The following is an 18,115-nucleotide window of genomic DNA, read 5'->3' as shown; positions in this document are numbered from 1 at the left end:
TGGTCGTTTTAGTTAGAATCCATTTCATTGCCGAAGCCCCCAAAACTCATTAATCGTAACTCCTATTTTACATCTGATACAATGTCATGGCGTAAATAAACAATTTATTGCTTACGTTTTAGCATCTCACTTCCGGATGAATGGAAGATTAGAAACAATATCTTTGTTCAAATAAGTAACGATTACTTTGTTGGAATAGGGGTCTTCATAGCACAGGTTCGGCAGTTAATGTGGCAGGCCGATTTTGACAAAATTCACCCTCGTTTGGTTTTCTCCGGATTCAATCGTCGGTTTAATTCAAAGATAATTATATAGTGACAAAAGCAAAGACAAAAACAAAAACCAGATACTAAAGTTCATGAGGAAATGTCATCTCGGCTATAATTTGTTCATTACGTTTTTCTCGCGGAAGGCATTTGCTTCTTCCATTAGTAATACCCTTGACGTGAGAACTTGTCAATTTCATATAAAATCTGGACAGAGAAGCTTTCCTCTTGATTTAGTTCTGAAATTGCAAGATATCAATCTTCGGACCGAATCTGACTGAGAACCGCCTACTATTGATCTTTTTCAACTTTATCTGCAACCCCATTAGCTTAAGCATTTCCCTAATCACATCCTGAAAGTATGCATAGTTTTTATCTTGTGTACTATTTTCCAAACATGAAAAAACTCCTCTAGGGCATACAGATTTTTTATTTCATCTCTGTCTACCTTTAGATGAGCATATCTTCATCCCTCACTTCATATACCGATACTCCCGCAAACTCTCCAAAATCGCAACTTCCTGCAACAATTCCTCACCCACATTCGTTTCCTTCACTTTCTTCCGCTCAAGCTCTTTGTCCACTAATCGTTTCACCGTTAAGACGTCGGTTCCAGTGCTTAGGACTTCTGCCTTGGAGTTGAAGTGTTTATGGGCGACGAGCTGCATGCCGTAGGAGTTGTATAGCAGCGTGTAGCCGGCGATGCCTGTTGTGGATTGGTAGGCTTTGGAGAAGCCGCCGTCGATGACGATCATTTTTCCGTTTGCTTTGATTGGGTCTTCTCCTTCGATTTCTTTTACGGGTGTATGGCCGTTAATGATATGGCCATGATCTGGATTGAGGCCGAATTCTGCCAGGATGTTTCGGCAGGTTGCCTCGTCTTCGCGTAAATAATAATACGGATTTTTCTTTTCTTTATGCGTTTCCTTCTCTTTGATGAAATAGCGCTCAAATGTTGTCATGGCGCGTTTTCCGAAGAGGGAGGAGTATTCGCCTGTCCATAAATACCAAGCCATATCTGTCGCTAGGTCATCGGTTTCTTCCGGGTGGGCAAAGGCTTCTCGCAAGAACCGTTCAAATACATCGAGCAGCTCACGGCCCGCATACGGTTTATCTTCAATCATCATCGTTTCCATATTGCCGTTTTCATCGACAGGAATACAGCCGTGAATTAGCAGGTTGCCGTTATATTTTAAATAAAGGCTGCCTTTTTTCATCATAAAATTCATATGGCGGCCCAGCTTTTCGGAATGCTGGACAGAAAATAGCAGCTTGTCTATGACCTCTGCTTCTTCTTCTAATAGCTGGTCTGGCTGTTCCGGATTAATTGTCGCAAAGCAGGTGTTTTCCAGCTGATATGTTTTTCCGTGCAGCGTGATTTCGTTTTTGTCGTAATCTATTTTCTCTAATAACAGCCGTTCCTCCATATTAAAGTTCGGCCGTCTCTTGATAATCGGGCTCTCAAGCTTGAATTGGATCATCGCAATCGCTTGATGGATTTTTGTGATTTGCTTAATCTCATCCTCAGGCCTGTTGTCGTCTGCTTTTGGACGGAATGCTGGATTATCGTCATAATATTTTTCGGCCAGGTTCAGCAGCGGTCTTAAATTGATGCCGTACACGTCTTCAATAATATCCAGATTGTCATAGCGGGCACAGATGCGGATAATATTGGCTAGGCATACTTTGGAGCCGGAGTAGGCGCCGATCCAAAGGACATCGTGATTTCCCCACTGAATATCGACAGAATGATAGTTGATCAGTTCTTCCATAATCCTATCCGGCTGCGGTCCGCGGTCGTAAATATCGCCGACCACATGCAGATGGTCGACCACCAATCGCTGAACGCTGTAAGCAAGGCCAGTGATCAGCTTATCGGCTTGGCCAAGTTCAATGATCTGATCAATGATTTCAGAGTAATATTGCTCCTTGTTGCCAGCTTGTTCTGTTTTGTATAGCAACTCCTCTGTAATATAAGCAAACTGGGCAGGCAGTGCTTTGCGCAGTTTGGAGCGGGTATACTTGGAGGAGCAATAAGAAACGAGCTTAATCATTCGGTTAATCGTTTCTTTATACCAATCGTTTAATGCTGGTTTCGCATCAAAGTCATGTTTGATTAACTTCAGTTTGTCTTCCGGATAATAGACCAGTGCTGCTAATTCATCAATTTCTCTATCGTAAATGACACCGCTGAAGATGTCGCGTATCTTCTCTTTTACTCGTCCCGAACCATTACGCAGCACGTGCTGGAATGCCTGATACTCCCCATGCAAATCACTGACAAAATGCTCGGTGCCTTTTGGCAGGTTCAGTATCGCTTTCAAATTAATGATTTCCGTTACCACTTTTTCTTCACAATCGTATTTTTGTGCGAGTAAATCTAAGTACTTGCTTTCCAAAACCGTCCATCCCCTTTTTAGAATAAACCCCTATTTATGAGCATGTGCATGATAAGGTGAAATTAAAAGTATGACATTATTTTTCATCATTGTACCTTTATATGATAGTAACGCATAACACCTTTTAGAGACAATCAAAACGAGGGAAAGAGGCGCCGGGATGAGTGTGTATAAAATGAAACAAAAAAACCAGATTTCATTCAAAATCTGGTTTCCCACAGTGGTTCGAAGTAAATTATTGTTGTTTTTCTTTTACCATCTTTATAAAGAGGAAAAAGATAATGAATACGATAAAGTAATTCATTGGATTCTTAACGATGCTCATCTCTAGGGGTGAAATCTGTAATAGTATCCAAAGTATGAAGATGGCTAGTATTGCAGGAATGATGATTTTGTACATGTCGACCACCTTCCATAGTTAATGGTCCCTTGTTTCTTTATTAGAAGCAAGATGCAGAAGTCTTACAACAAAAAACTATTCGCCTGTACCACGAACTGCGACTGCTCATAATTATAAGATATCTTCGAGTAATCAAACGGAACCCCATTCGTGAGATGAAAAATACTCTCTATATACAGCTTCGGCAGTCCAGCCTCTAACCCCAAATACTCCGCTTCTTCCTCATTAAGCTGACCCACGTGCAGAAACAAATCAGAAAAACCAATCTTCAATCCCAGTCCTTCCCTGATGTAATGGAAGATGGAGTGGGAGACGATTTCGTTGTTTAAATACGTCACGATAGATTTGTTGTAATAGGATTCTTCGTAACAAAGAGTTTGGCCGTTGATGTAGCGGACCCTTTTGACAAAGTAGATGTCCTCCTCACGTCCGATGTTCAGGTTTTCTGCCGCTTCCGGTGTCGGCTTTCTCACGTCCAGTTCAATGACTTTTGAGGTGACGTTGAAATCTTCGAGGTCTTTTTTAAATCCCTGATTGGACAGAAGGCTGATGTAGCCTTTTCGTTTATGTTTTCTGACGAAGATGCCGCTCCCTCTGAGCTGAAAGATTGCGCCTTTTTGCTCTAATAGATCCAGGGACTTTGTGATTGTGCTTTTGCTGACTTCAAACTGGGCCATGAGGGTTTCGAGCACTGGCAGTTTGTCTCCCTGTTTGAGCTGGCGTTCTTCTATATATGTTTCAATTTCCGCTGCGATTTGCTGGTACTTTAACATACGCATTCCTCATTTATTCGTTTAGTTTCACTTGTCAAAATTATAGCATAAACCGCTTACAATCATAGTCAGTATACAAATATTGTTTGGGTATTGATAAATTATACCGGTACAATTATAATGAAAGCGTAACCAAACAAAGGGGTGGGTTAAAATGTCGGGGAAAGTGAGAGATTATACAAGACTAGCGAAAGACATTTTGGAGGCCGTAGGCGGGGAAGAGAATGTAATAGGAGCTTCTCGCTGTGCTACTAGGCTTCGGTTGGTGCTGAAGCGATCTAACCCTAAAGCGAAGGATATCGTGAAGTCGATGCCCGGCGTCATTACGGTTGTAGAGAACAGCGGTCAATTCCAGGTTGTCATTGGACAGCATGTAGGGGAAGTCTTCGAGGAGTTTTCAAAGCTGGTCCATATTGATCTTTCTGGCGAACAGAGCGAGAATAAAGGAACGATGTTGAACCGGATCATTGCGACGATGTCAGCTGTTTTTGCGCCGTTTGTGTACATTCTGGCCGCTGCTGGTATTTTGCAAGGGGCATTAATTATCATTAACTTATTGTTTGCTGGTTTTGAGAAAACAGGAGTTTATCAGGTTTTCAGTTTCATATCTTGGGCGCCGTTTACGTTTTTGCCTATTTTTATCGCGATTACGGCATCAAAGCATTTTAAGACCAACACGTATATCGCTGTAGCGTGCTGTGCCGCGTTAGTCAGTCCGACATGGGCGGAGATGGCAGCTCAAATCGCAGACGGAAAGAGCATTTCTTTCTTAGGGATTGCTTTGTCGCAAACGACATACACGTCTTCCGTGCTGCCGCCATTATTTTTAGTGTGGATGTTGTCTTATCTTGAACGATTCTTAAATAGGAGAATGAACGAAGTGGTCAGACCGCTATTTGTTCCGTTTCTATGTATGATCATCATGGTGCCGTTAACGATTGTCCTCATAGGCCCTGTGACAACATTAGGCGCAAACGGAATTGCAAACGGTTACAACTTCTTGGCAGAAAACGTGCCGGCTTTGGCTGGAGCGATCATCGGCGCATTCTGGCAGGTCATCGTGATCTTCGGTGTACACTGGGGCATTACGCCGATGGTATTGGCAAACTTTGATTTATACGGCCGGGATTCATTCCAGGCGTATCAAACAATAGCGGTCGTTGCGCAGGTTGGGGCCGTGCTTGGCGTCATCCTGAAAGCGAGAAACAAGGAAACGAGAAAAGTCAGCGTTTCGGCTGGAGTCACAGGATTGTTTGGCATTACAGAGCCTGCGATCTACGGTGTGACCTTAAGATTTAAGAAGCCATTTATCTTTGGCTGTATGTCCGGCGCGGTTGGCGCAGTCGTAGCAAGCTTTTTTCATCCGTATTACTTTGCCTATGCGGGACTTCCGGGTCCGCTGACGATCGTGAATGGTATCAATGAACAATTCCCGACATCCATTTGGGGCATTTTAATCGGTGCTGCGATTGCGGTGATTCTGCCTGTTGTGCTGATACAGATCTTTGGCTACGGTGAAGATACTGCTGCACAGACGGAAAAGGACAATCTTCAAGCGGAACAGGCAAATGAAGAGACAGTATATGCTCCATTTAGCGGCAAGGTCATCCCGCTTTCTAAGGTGCCTGATGAGGTATTCAGTTCAGGTGCAATGGGACAAGGTTTGGCGATTGAGCCATCTGATAATAAACTGTTTGCCCCGTTTGACGGGACCGTCGTCATGGTCGCGCCTACAAAGCATGCGATCGGCCTTCGTTCGGCGTCTGGCATCGAATTGCTTGTACACATCGGACTGGATACGGTGACATTAGACGGCACTCCTTTTGCCTTGAAGGTAAAAGAAGGCGATACAGTCAAAAAAGGCGAGGTGCTTGCCGAATTTGATAAAGCATTCATTGAACAGAAAGGGTTAACAACGATTACCCCAGTCATCATCACGAATTCACATGCGTATCAAGAAATTCTTATCGAGGATCTTGAAGAAAGTGCGTTAGACCAAAAATTATTTACAGTCGTGAGTTAGGGAGGAATAAAAGATGGAAAAAATGCCGAAGGATTTCTTATGGGGCGGTGCTCTAGCTGCCCACCAATTTGAAGGCGGATGGAATCAAGGCGGTAAAGGGCCGAGCGTGGTCGATGTCATGACAGCGGGTGCGCACGGTGTGCCGAGAAAAATCACGGATACCATTGAAGAGAACGAATTTTATCCGAACCATGAAGCCATTGATTTCTATCACAGATACAAGGAAGATATCGCTTTGTTTGCAGAAATGGGATTAAAATGCTTGCGGACATCCATCGGCTGGAGCCGGATTTTTCCGAAAGGCGATGAGGCCGAACCGAACGAAGCGGGTTTACAGTTCTATGATGATGTGTTTGATGAATTGCTGAAGCATGGGATCGAGCCGGTGATTACCTTGTCTCATTTTGAAATGCCGCTGCACCTGGCAAGGGAATACGGTGGCTTTAGAAACCGGAAAGTCGTGGACTTCTTCGTCAACTTTGCAGAGGCTTGCTTCAACCGTTACAAAGATAAAGTGAAGTATTGGATGACATTTAACGAGATCAACAACCAAATGGACGTGAACAATCCGCTGTTCCTATGGACGAATTCAGGTGTTGTGGTTGGCGAAAACGAAAACGCCAAGGAAGTTATGTATCAAACGGCGCACCACGAATTAGTGGCGAGCGCTTTAGCAGTGGCAAAAGGGAAAGACATCAATCCAGGCTTCCAAATTGGGGCCATGGTGTCACACGTGCCGATTTATCCTTTCTCCTCCAATCCTGAAGATGTGATGCTGGCTGAAGAAGAAATGAGACAGCGCTACTTCTTCCCGGATGTACAGGTTCGCGGTTACTATCCAAGTTACGCGTTGAAGGAATTTGAACGAGAGGGCTATAACATTACATTTGAAGACGGCGATGATGAGATTTTAAGAAACGGAACCGTTGATTACTTAGGCTTCAGCTATTATATGTCTACAACTGTGAAAAGCGATGTGGAAAATGATAATACGGGCGATATCGTCAACGGCGGATTGCCAAATGGTGTCGAAAATCCGTACATCACATCAAGCGACTGGGGTTGGGCAATTGATCCAACTGGGCTGAGATATACGTTAAACCGTTTTTATGACCGGTACCAAATTCCGTTATTCATCGTTGAAAACGGCTTTGGTGCGGTGGATACGCTGGAGGAAGACGGCAAGATCCATGATCCGGAACGAATTCAATATTTGAAATCACATATTGAAGCATTGGAAAAAGCGGTTACTTACGACGGTGTAGATTTAATCGGCTACACGCCGTGGGGGATTATTGATATCGTCTCCTTCACAACAGGAGAAATGAAAAAACGCTACGGCATGATCTATGTTGATCGTGATAATGAAGGAAACGGATCCATGAAGCGATATAAGAAAGATTCATTTGAGTGGTACAAAAACGTCATTCAAACGAACGGCGAGGAATTATAAGCTGCTGGCCCGAATCGAGTGCTTTTACTGAAGTGCTTGGTTTGGGTTTTTTGGTGTGATGTGAACTGACATCCAATGATGGGAATAGATTACCAATACTGATTGCTATGTTATGATTTCACCTGCAAGATGCTTTTTTGTATAATTTAATATTAGAACGGAAGAAAGGGAGAGAGTTTGTGAGTAAAAAGGGATGAAAGCGGGTGTCCGGCTGAAGATTTTAAGATCATGATAGAGTTCCCTAAGCAAATCTCCTGACAAAAATTTGGCGAGGAAGGGGCAACATCACATTGAAAAATATTTTAATAAGGGCTGGCATATCACCATTTGATACATTTAATGCAGCTGAAATGATTGTTCGCAACTCCATTGGCGGCAACGTAGGAAACTTAGTATATGCCTACAGTGTGTTTCGTACACTGATGACAGAAGGAACGACGATTACTCCAGATTATTATCGGATTAATCCGGAAGATGCTGAACAAATTAATAAAACATATGATATGTATATTATTCCGCTGGCAGATGCATTCCGCGAGGATTTTGTACCTTCTTTACGGAAATATACCCAATTAATTAAGAAGTTAACCATTCCGGTTGTTGTAATTGGTGTTGGTTTGCGGGCTCCGTTTGAACCAAAATTAAATGAGGGTTTTCCTTTTGATCAAGATGTGAAGGCGTTTGTGAGTGCCGTGCTGGAGAGATCAAATATGATCGGTGTCCGCGGTGAGATTACTGCGAAATACCTTTCTAGATTAGGATTCCGTGAAGGCATTGACCATACGGTAATTGGCTGTCCTTCTATGTATGCGTTTGGAAGAGAACTGAAGATAAGAGAAACCCATATCACACCAGATTCAATGGTGACGGTTAACTCATCAAGGCTGTCTCCTAAGCATGTACTGGACTTCATTACGAGAAGCATGAAAGAGTTCCCGAATCATTACTTTATCCCGCAATGGCGAAAAGAAATGATTTTGACGTATGCAGGTGCGCCTGCGATAGCGAAGCCTGCTGATAATTATCCGGTCAGCATGGAAGACCCAGCTTATCACAATGATAGAGTCCGTTTCTTTTTAAATGTGCCGACATGGCTGGATTTCCTGAGACAAGCTGATTTAAGCTTTGGCGCAAGGCTGCATGGGAATATCGCAGCGACAATTGCTGGAACACCGAGCCTTTTGCTTCCGAAAGACGCAAGAATGCGAGAATTAGCTGAGTACCATCAGTTGACGCATGTCATGGCAAATGAGATAACCGATCAGACAAAACTGTCAGAATTAATTGAAACACTTGATTTTCATCAGCCTGAGAAACGGCAAGCGCAAAACTTTGACCATTTCATCAGCTTCCTGAATCAAAATGAATTGGATCATATTTATCAAGAGAAAGCGATTCCTGATACCGTTCCTTTTGACGAAAAACTATCTAACACGAAGCTTCTTCCGCCTGTAACTACAGTTAGCGGCTGCAGTTCCACAGAAACAGCGAAACGCTGGGAAGCGCTTATGGCATTAGAAAATGCCAAAAAGGAAAAAACCATTAAAGATCTGAAAAAAAAGGTCAAAAAGTATCAGGGCACTTTAAATAGGAAATCAGTGCGTATCGCTTTAAAAACAGCAAATATGCTGAGTGTGAAGTGACCATTCACTAACATTACAACTATATTACAATTGTATAAAACATGCAATATTTTTGGAATAAAAAAGAAAGCCGCAATGCTGCCAATCTGGCAATATTGCGGCTTTCTAATATTAGTTACGGATAAGGTAATCAAACGCGCCGAGAGCGGCCGTTGCACCTGATCCCATCGAAATAATAATTTGATTGAACGCACTGTCTGTGCAGTCACCGGCAGCGAATAAGCCTGGGACGCTTGTCGCGCCGTGTTTATCGACTACGATTTCGCCGATGCGGTTACGTTCGACCGTTTCATCTAACCATTCTGTGTTTGGCACGAGACCGATTTGGACGAATACACCTTGGAGTTCAACGTGTTTTTCTTCGCCTGTTTCGCGGTCTACGTATGTGATGCCGTTTACGCTCTGATCGCCTGTGATTTCTTTTGTTTGTGCATTTTTGAGTACAGTGACGTTTGGCAGGCTGTAGAGACGTTTTTGCAAGACTTCGTCTGCTTTCAGTTCCGGCGCGAACTCTAGCACAGTGACGTGATTGACAATACCTGCAAGATCAATCGCTGCTTCGATACCAGAGTTTCCGCCGCCGATAACCGCTACGTCTTTGCCTTCAAACAATGGGCCATCACAGTGCGGGCAGTAAGCGACACCTTTGTTTTTGAACTCTTGTTCACCAGGTACGTTGACATTGCGCCAGCGGGCACCTGTTGACAGGATCACTGTTTTACTTTTCAGGACAGCGCCGTTTTCAAGTTCAAGTTCGAACAGATCTTTCTTCTCAAGGCGTTTGGCACGCTGAAGGTTCATGACGTCAATATCATATTCCTTCACATGCTCTTCAAGACTTGCAGCAAGCTTCGGACCTTCCGTCGCTTTGACGCTGATGAAGTTTTCGATGCTCATTGTGTCGAGAACCTGTCCGCCGAAGCGTTCAGCGACAACACCAGTGCGGATGCCTTTACGCGCAGTGTAGATGGCTGCACTTGCGCCAGCAGGCCCGCCTCCGACAACAAGAACGTCAAACGGCTCTTTGTCAGCAAACTCAGATGCATCTGCGCCGCTGCCCATTTTCGCAAGAATTTCTTCAAGCGTCATACGGCCGCTTCCGAAGGATTCGCCATTCAGGTAAACGGTCGGCACGGCCATGATGTTTTTGCTTTCAACTTCTGATTTGTATGCTGCACCGTCAATCATCGTGTGCGTAATGTTCGGGTTCAGCACGCTCATCATGTTTAAAGCTTGTACAACGTCAGGACAGTTGTGGCATGTCAGGCTGATATAAGATTCAAAGTGGTATTCACCGCTGATCTTTTTCACCTGATCAATGACTTTTTGGTCTACCTTAGGCGGTCTGCCGCTCACTTGGAGCAGCGCCAAGACTAATGATGTGAATTCGTGGCCCAGAGGGATACCGGCGAATGTAACGCCAGTGTCTTCTCCGACACGATTGACACTGAAGCTTGGCGTTCTGTTTAATTCAGCTTTTTCAACTGAAATTTTAGATGACATGGAAGCCAGCTCATCAACGAGAGCCAGCATGTCCTTAGAAGTGTCATCTTCGCCTGCGCTAACTTTGAGAACAATATCATTCTCAATTAGCTGCATGTATTGATTTAATTGTGCTTTGATATTTGCATCAAGTACCAATGGAATGCACTCCTTAGATTTTACCTACTAGATCAAGGCTAGGTGTAAGAGTTTCGCCGCCTTCTTCCCATTTAGCCGGGCAAACTTCACCTGGGTTTTGACGAACGTATTGTGCTGCTTTTACTTTGCTGATTAGGTTGCTTGCGTCACGGCCGATACCGCCTGCATTGATTTCTACAGTTTGGATGACGCCATCTGGATCGATGATGAATGTTCCGCGGTCAGCAAGACCAGATTCTTCGTCAAGAACATCGAAGTTGCGAGAGATCGTTTGAGATGGGTCACCGATCATTGCGTAAGTGATTTTGCCGATTTTTTCAGAGCTGTCATGCCAGCCTTTGTGTACGAAGTGAGTATCTGTAGAGATAGAGTATACTTCAACACCTAATTCTTTAAGTGCAGCGTATTGTTCTTGAAGATCTTCAAGCTCAGTTGGGCATACGAAAGAGAAATCTGCTGGGTAGAAGCAGAATACGCTCCATTGGCCTTTCAAATCTTCGTTTGTTACATCGATGAATTCACCGTTTTTGAATGCTTTTGCTTCGAATGGAAGTACTTCTTTACCGATTAAAGACATAATGTATATTCCTCCTAAAAATGTATTAGAAAGCATGAGTGCTTTCAATAATAATTCTAATTATATATGAATTATTAATTAATATATATTTTTTGTCAAGCCAAAACCCATTAATAACTTACTTTTTTTCGTCTTTTGTAAGGTGTGATAGGAAAGATTTAGGCATTTCTTTTATAGCAGATGAGAATGTTAAAATGGGCTGATTCTCAATTAGACAAGGTTTTCAGGAACTTTTATAAATCAGAATGTCAGGCTTGTTATAGGCATTTGAACATTTTATGACACAGTGAGCAAGGGGGTAAATCGTGTAATCATTTTTCTCAATAAACAAAAAGCAGAGTAGAACGGAACAGCAAGCATGCTATCACATAATGATCTTGGGGATTGTTTCTAGCTATTATTGTATCACTGTTTATGATATTTAAAACATAGCTTATGTCTCCTGTTATTTGAGATAGAAGAAATCATAGATGAAAAAAACACGGTTCAGTTGAAACTGACCGTGTTTTTTTATGACTGTTATTCAGACCAATTCGTATGGAAAACGCCGTCCATATCTGTCCGTTCGTACGTATGGGCGCCGAAGTAATCGCGCTGCGCCTGCAAGAGGTTCGAATTGGAACGTCCTGTGCGGTATCCGTCGTAATAAGAGAGCGCGGTGGTTAAGCATGGGAATGAGATTCCTGTGCTGATGCCCTCGCAAACGACTTTTCGCAGGCCTGTTTGATAGGCTTGGAGCTTATCTGTGAAATATGGTGCGATCAGCAGGTTTGCCAGATTTGGCTGCTCGCTGAATGCTTCGCTGATCACATTTAAGAAATCTGCGCGGATGATGCAGCCGCCTCGGAAAATCAAGGCGATGTCTTTGAGCGGCAGGTTCCATCCGTAAAGCTCAGATGACATTTTGTATTGGGCAAAGCCTTGTGCGTAGGCGCACACTTTTCCCATATAAAGAGCCTGTCTGACGTATTCAATCCAAGTGTCTTTATCAAAGTGTTTTTCTTCGGCTTCCGGGCCTGCTAACATGTCTTGAGCTGCCACCCGTTCTTCTTTTAAGGATGACAAGTAGCGGGCGAACAAGGACTCTGTAATGATTGTGGACGGGATGCCATTATCAATCGCCTGCATGCTCGTCCATTTTCCGGTGCCTTTTTGGCCGGTTTTATCAAGGATGACATCAATCAGAGGCTGTCCTGTTTTTTCGTCTTTTTTGCGTAAAATCTCAGCTGTAATCTCTATTAAATAGCTTTTCAGCTCACCTTGATTCCATGTTTCAAAAATAGATGCAATTTCATCAAGCGGCAGACGCAGCGTTTCTCTCAGAAACGTATAGGCTTCTGCAATTAGCTGCATGTCGGCATACTCAATGCCGTTGTGTACCATTTTTGTAAAGTGCCCTGCCCCTTTTGGACCGATGTAGACACAGCACGGATCATCTCCGACCTGAGCTGCGATTTTCGTCAGGATAGGAGCGACTTTCTCATAGACTTCGCGATCCCCGCCCGGCATGATGGAAGGCCCTGTTAATGCGCCGACTTCGCCGCCGGAAATGCCGACTCCCAGGTAGCCGATGCCTTTTTCCTTCAGCTCGTCATATCTTCTTTCTGTGTCCTCATAGTGGGAGTTGCCCCCGTCCATGATGACGTCGCCTTCTTCAAGTAAAGGCATTAATGATTGGATGACGGAATCTACGGGTTTTCCCGCTGTGACCATCAAAAAGATTTTTCTTGGTTTCTCTAACGATTGAACAAAATCCTCAAGCTCGTAATATGGGCTGAGAGATTGTCCATCCAGCTTTTGGACAAGCTGGTCCGTTAGATCTCTGGTGTAATTATAGACGGCGACGTTTTCACCTTTGTTTGCCATGTTTAAGGCGATATTGCTTCCCATTACGCCTAAGCCTATGACACCAATCGTATTGAACATGTGTTACAGCTCCTTCATCAATTTCATACAACTAAACTTAACAATAATATGAATCCCAGTCCAGCAACGGAAATAATCGTTTCCAGCAACGTCCATGTGGCAAATGTTTCTTTCATGCTTAATCCGAAGTATTCCTTGAACATCCAGAAGCCGGCATCATTGACGTGTGAAGCGATGACACTTCCTGCGCCTGTTGCTAGCACGACTAATGCCAGGTTGACATCAGAATGTCCCAATAACGGAATAACGAGCCCTGTTGTGCTTAGCGCGGCAACGGTGGCTGATCCTAGAGAAATGCGCAGGATCGCCGCGATGAGCCATGCTAAGACGATTGGCGATAATGCAGTACCTTTGAATAAGTCTGCCACGTAATCGCCGACACCGCCGTTGATCAGCACTTGTTTGAAGGCGCCGCCTCCTCCGATGATCAGAAGCATCATGCCGATTTGTGAAATGGCTGTTGAACAAGAGTCCATCACAGTTTTGACTGGAATGTTGCGTTTGATGCCCATTGTATAGACTGCAACCAATAACGAAATAATCATAGCAGTCGATGCGTTTCCAATCAATCGGATAAAAGCTAAAACTCCGTTATCCGCAAATCCGATTGTTTCTTGAAGCAGATCGATAATCGTCGCGACCGACATGATGATAATTGGAAGCATTGCAGTAAAGACGCTGACTCCAAAGCCAGGTGTTTCTTCAAGCTTGAACGTTTTTTGCGTACCGAGTGATGCAATATTGCCGTTTTTCGCAAATGAGGCAGGAACGATTTTTTTCGCGAGCTTTGTAAACAAAGGCCCTGCGATGAGCACTGTCGGTAGAGCAACGATAAAGCCGTACAGCAGCACTTCCCCAATGTTTGCGCCGTACTCACCGGCAATCGCTGTAGGCCCCGGATGCGGCGGCAGGAAACCGTGCGTGACAGATAGCGCTGCGACCATCGGAATCCCGAGATATAAAATAGAAATCTTCAATTCTCTTGAAATCGCAAATACGATCGGAATTAATAGAACCAATCCTACTTCAAAAAATAACGCAATACCGATGATGAATGAGGCAATGACAACGGCCCATTGAATGTTTTTTTCGCCAAATTTGTTGACCAGTGTCATGGCAATGCGCTGTGCGCCTCCTGAATCGGCAATCAGCTTGCCCAGCATCGCACCGAGTCCGAAGATGAGTGCGATGTGGCCAAGAGTTCCCCCTATTCCTTCTTCAATAGAGCTGACAACTTTATCGAACGGCATCCCGAGTGCCAATGCCACGCCGAACGATACGACCAGTAAGGATATAAATGTGTTTAATTTTAAGCCCATGATCAAAAGTAGTAAAGCTAGGATCCCAAGTGCAACGATGATTAACGGCATGGTAATGCCCTCCCCTTCATGTCATGTACTAGTTGTGTGTGATTAAGTCCCTCTGATAATTTGCAATTTGTGTATATTGATTTTCTAATGATCTTGATAGGTTAATGAAAATCGGTATTAATTTTCTGTATTCTTTGGCTGAGTCTTCGATCGGCGTATGGCTGTGCATACTGCCGACCATGTCGGACACGGCATCGAATGAATCAATTTTTCCTGTCGCATACAGGCCTAAAATGCAGGCGCCGAGACATGAGCTTTCGTAGCTTTCCGGAACGACAACCTCTGATTCGAAGATATCTGACATCATTTGGCGCCAAACCTCCGACCTTGCAAATCCCCCTGTCGCCTGGATGCGTGTTACCGGTCCGTCCATGCATTCTGTTAACGCCAGGAACACTGTGTACAGGTTGTAAATGACGCCCTCTAATGCCGCCCGTATCATATGCTCTTTTTTATGCGACATGGTCAGGCCGAAAAATGAGCCGCGTACATCCGGATTCCACAACGGAGCGCGTTCTCCGGCGAGGTACGGGTGGAACAGCAGGCCGTCAGAACCAGGTCTGACACGTTCGGCGATCTTCGTCAGCACATCATATGGGTCAATGCCCAACCGTGTCGCTGTCTCAATTTCGGAAGAGGCAAACTCGTCTCTGATCCAGCGAAGGACGATGCCCCCATTGTTTACCGGCCCGCCGATGACCCAATGCTTGTCCGTTAAGGCGTAGCAGAAAATCCGTCCCTTTTCATCGGTTTGCGGCTGGTCAATAATCGTGCGGATGGCACCGCTTGTCCCGATGGTGACAGCGATTTCCCCCTTTTTAATGGCGTTGACGCCGAGATTAGACAGTACGCCGTCGCTGGCGCCGATGACAAAAGGTGTTTCCGGATCGATTCCCATCTGTATCGCTAATTCCGGGCTGCAGTGCTGAAAAATCTCGGTTGTCGGGACGAGTTTGGATAAGTGATCCTGTGTGATGCCTGCGATACGCAGTGCCTCTTCGTCCCAATCCAAGTTTTTCAGGTTCATCATGCCTGTCGCTGATGCCAATGAGTAATCGATGACATACTCATTGAACAGCTGTTTAAAAATGTACTCTTTGATGCCGATATATTTTTTTGCTTTGGAAGCGATTTCTTTTCGTTCATTTGTGATCCAGGCAATTTTGCTTAAAGGTGCCATTGGATGGATCGGTGTTCCTGTCCGTTTGTACACCTCATGCCCGTTCAATTCATCTTTGATCTTATGCGCCCAGCCTTCGCTCCGGTTGTCGGCCCATGTGATGCATGGCGTCAGCGGCCGGTCCTTTTCATCGATTGCGATGACGCTGTGCATGGCGCTGCTGAACGAAATGAATGAGATCTGTTTTTCAGGATGCTGTTTTGTAATTCTCGCTGTTGTTTGGATGACTGCCTGAAAAATCTCTTCCGGGTTTTGTTCAGCTGTTGAGATGTCCGGTGTATAGAGCGGGTAGCCGATGCTTTCTTTCTGTACTACGTCTCCATTTTCACTGAACAACACAGCTTTTGTGCTCGTCGTGCCGATATCGATTCCTAACATATAACTAGTCATTGTTGTTTTCAGCTCCTTTTGCCAGCATTTGTTGTGAGAGCCACAGGTCTTCTACCTTTTCTTGCACATCATCAAAGTTTTGGTGAAGGGACTGAATCATCAGCGCCCTATCCTTTGTTTTAATGGCCTGTATATAAAGCTCATGGTTATCTAAAATCCTTGTGAAGTCTTCATATTTTTCCTTTAACCGTGCCCGCATTGATAAAAGAATAAAGCTTTCCATTACGGGTTTTAGATTGTTCCAGATCATGTGAATGTATGAATGATCGATAGCCCGGATAATCGTTTCATGAAACAGCACATCTTGAAATGAAAATTCGTCAGCGTCCTCATATTTGATGGAGACTTTCATCATTTCAAGTATTTTGCTGAGATCCTTGACTAATGGCTCAGTGTCGATTTTGACAAGCCGTTCAAAGACAAATGTTTCTAATAGTAACCGCACATCATAAATTTCTGCGATTTCCTTTTCAGTTAACCCAATAACAACCGCTCCCATTCGTTCTAAGCGTATGATTTTTTCAGATGCGAGTATTTTTAACGCTTCGCGAACCGGTGAACGGCTTACTGAAAACTCGGCGGCGATCGTATTTTCTGATAAGATGGTACCGCTTTCAATCATGCCTGAAATGATCCGCATTCTCAGCTCGTATGCGACACGAACACCGGTTGACGCTTTTGAGAGCCACTTTGCGGGATACAACAGGTCCTTGGAGTCTATCATACACTCACCTTCCTCACACAAGGAGTATACTTGTATACAAGTATGATAACGTGAATGTTTCGTTTATGCAAACACTTTCATTTCTAATTTTTAATTAAATTTTTACCATAAAGTATGGAATGTATTCCCAGTTCGGGTGTGGTACATTGTAGATAAATAGGTTAAGTGAATCATGTTTTGAAAGAGGCGATTTGGATGAAAATCATCATTGCACCTGATTCTTTTAAGGAAAGCTTATCAGCTCTGGAGGCCGCTGACGCGATAGAAAGAGGTTTTAAATCGGTTTTTCCGGGTGCTGATTACAGAAAATTGCCGATGGCCGACGGCGGCGAGGGCACCGTTCAGTCTCTGGTTGATGCCACAAACGGATGGATCAAAGAACAGGTTGTTACGGGTCCGCTAGGGGAATCGGTGAAAGCGTTTTTTGGCATGATGGGAGATGGGAAAACAGCTGTGATTGAAATGGCTGCCGCCTCAGGGCTGCATCTAGTGCCCGTTGATAAGCGAAATCCGCTCGTCACCACAACAAGGGGAACGGGAGAATTAATCGGAGCTGCTCTTGATGCGGGCGCAGAGCGTTTGATCATCGGGATCGGCGGAAGCGCCACGAACGACGGAGGAGCCGGGCTGATTCAAGCATTGGGCGGAAGGCTTCTTGATGGCTCGGGCCGTGAGATTGGGCCCGGGGGCGGCGCGTTATCTCAGCTCGCATCAATAGATGTAAGCGGGCTTGATTCCAGATTGCAGAGTGTCAAACTGGAGGTCGCTTGTGATGTGGACAATCCGTTAACAGGGCCACGAGGAGCTTCGGCTGTTTTTGGGCCGCAAAAAGGAGCGACAGACGACATGGTGGATGCGCTGGATCAGAACTTGATCCATTTCGCGGATGTGGCAGAAAAAGCGCTTGGAACAGCCTGCAGAGAAACAGAGGGCGCCGGCGCAGCGGGCGGTCTCGGGTGGAGTCTGTTGGCTTTTCTTCATGCTGATCTGAAAAGAGGCATTGATATTGTCCTTGAAGCGGTTGATTTTGAAAATGAAGTTCAAGATGCAGACCTTGTGATTACCGGTGAGGGGCGAATTGACAGCCAAACGATTTACGGAAAAACGCCGATCGGCGTGGCCAAAGCGGCTAAATCATATGATGTGCCCGTCATTGGCATTGCTGGATCAATATCACGAGACAGCAATGCCGTCTATCAACACGGAATCGATGCGCTTTTCAGCATCGTTCCCGGAGCCGTGCCTCTAGAAGACGCATTTGAACATGCCGCGGAATATATGGAAAGAACGGCGCGGGACATCGCAGCGTCTATCAAACTGGCGAAAACGATGTTTCTGATATAGCGCGCA

13 protein-coding genes are annotated in these 18,115 nt (G+C 44.7%); 4 read left to right on the top strand and 9 right to left on the bottom strand.

From position 1 onward, the window contains the following. Positions 1 to 739: 739 nt before the first annotated feature. The 3 genes from fbp to Q5C82_RS03345 all read right to left on the bottom strand — a co-directional run bounded on the left by fbp (position 740) and on the right by Q5C82_RS03345 (position 3,838). Complete coding sequence (gene fbp / locus Q5C82_RS03355; protein WP_003219110.1) at positions 740 to 2,665, bottom strand: fructose-1,6-bisphosphatase; 1,926 nt, start codon at positions 2,663 to 2,665, stop codon at positions 740 to 742. Between the two features lie 235 nt (positions 2,666 to 2,900). Continuing rightward, on the bottom strand, positions 2,901 to 3,065 hold the full coding sequence (locus tag Q5C82_RS03350) for a hypothetical protein (RefSeq protein WP_003219109.1): 165 nt from the start codon (positions 3,063 to 3,065) through the stop codon (positions 2,901 to 2,903). 62 nt (positions 3,066 to 3,127) lie between these two features. Continuing rightward, positions 3,128 to 3,838 carry a GntR family transcriptional regulator gene (locus Q5C82_RS03345; protein ID WP_003219108.1) on the bottom strand — a complete coding sequence of 237 codons (711 nt, stop codon included), beginning with the start codon at positions 3,836 to 3,838 and terminating at the stop codon, positions 3,128 to 3,130. Between the two features lie 154 nt (positions 3,839 to 3,992). Here Q5C82_RS03345 and Q5C82_RS03340 point away from each other — a divergent pair, with 154 nt between their 5' ends. From Q5C82_RS03340 to Q5C82_RS03330, 3 genes are all read left to right on the top strand, one after another. Further along, positions 3,993 to 5,861 (top strand): beta-glucoside-specific PTS transporter subunit IIABC, encoded by a 1,869-nt coding sequence (locus tag Q5C82_RS03340; RefSeq protein ID WP_003219106.1) that lies wholly within the window; start codon positions 3,993 to 3,995, stop codon positions 5,859 to 5,861. Between the two features lie 13 nt (positions 5,862 to 5,874). After that, positions 5,875 to 7,314 carry a 6-phospho-beta-glucosidase BglA gene (gene bglA, locus Q5C82_RS03335; RefSeq protein ID WP_003219104.1) on the top strand — a complete coding sequence of 480 codons (1,440 nt, stop codon included), beginning with the start codon at positions 5,875 to 5,877 and terminating at the stop codon, positions 7,312 to 7,314. Between the two features lie 290 nt (positions 7,315 to 7,604). After that, positions 7,605 to 8,957 (top strand): polysaccharide pyruvyl transferase family protein, encoded by a 1,353-nt coding sequence (locus tag Q5C82_RS03330; RefSeq protein WP_003219102.1) that lies wholly within the window; start codon positions 7,605 to 7,607, stop codon positions 8,955 to 8,957. A gap of 111 nt (positions 8,958 to 9,068) precedes the next feature. Here Q5C82_RS03330 and ahpF read toward each other — a convergent pair whose 3' ends face one another. From ahpF to gntR, 6 genes are all read right to left on the bottom strand, one after another. Next, complete coding sequence (ahpF, locus tag Q5C82_RS03325) at positions 9,069 to 10,598, bottom strand: alkyl hydroperoxide reductase subunit F (protein WP_003219100.1); 1,530 nt, start codon at positions 10,596 to 10,598, stop codon at positions 9,069 to 9,071. Between the two features lie 13 nt (positions 10,599 to 10,611). Next, positions 10,612 to 11,175, bottom strand: a complete 564-nt coding sequence (ahpC, locus tag Q5C82_RS03320; protein ID WP_003219098.1) for an alkyl hydroperoxide reductase subunit C — start codon at positions 11,173 to 11,175, stop codon at positions 10,612 to 10,614. A 519-nt stretch (positions 11,176 to 11,694) separates the two neighbouring features. Further along, a complete protein-coding gene (gnd, locus tag Q5C82_RS03315) occupies positions 11,695 to 13,101 on the bottom strand; it encodes a decarboxylating NADP(+)-dependent phosphogluconate dehydrogenase (RefSeq protein WP_003219096.1) in 1,407 nt (468 codons plus the stop codon). 23 nt (positions 13,102 to 13,124) lie between these two features. After that, entirely contained in the window at positions 13,125 to 14,471 is a 1,347-nt protein-coding gene (gene gntP / locus Q5C82_RS03310) for a gluconate permease GntP (RefSeq protein ID WP_003219094.1), read from the bottom strand. A gap of 28 nt (positions 14,472 to 14,499) precedes the next feature. Then, on the bottom strand, positions 14,500 to 16,041 hold the full coding sequence (gene gntK / locus Q5C82_RS03305) for a gluconokinase (protein WP_003219092.1): 1,542 nt from the start codon (positions 16,039 to 16,041) through the stop codon (positions 14,500 to 14,502). Further along, positions 16,034 to 16,765 carry a gluconate operon transcriptional repressor GntR gene (gene gntR / locus Q5C82_RS03300; protein ID WP_003219090.1) on the bottom strand — a complete coding sequence of 244 codons (732 nt, stop codon included), beginning with the start codon at positions 16,763 to 16,765 and terminating at the stop codon, positions 16,034 to 16,036. The genes gntK and gntR overlap by 8 nt, the downstream gene beginning before the upstream one ends. A gap of 195 nt (positions 16,766 to 16,960) precedes the next feature. On the opposite strand from gntR, the gene Q5C82_RS03295 reads away from it, so the two are divergent. Then, on the top strand, positions 16,961 to 18,109 hold the full coding sequence (locus Q5C82_RS03295; protein WP_003219088.1) for a glycerate kinase: 1,149 nt from the start codon (positions 16,961 to 16,963) through the stop codon (positions 18,107 to 18,109). Positions 18,110 to 18,115 lie beyond the last annotated feature (6 nt).

Origin of the sequence: uncultured Bacillus sp. (assembly GCF_958411575.1) — a bacterium.
Classification (GTDB): domain Bacteria; phylum Bacillota; class Bacilli; order Bacillales; family Bacillaceae; genus Bacillus; species Bacillus spizizenii.
This window is presented reverse-complemented; position numbering and strand designations above follow the sequence as displayed.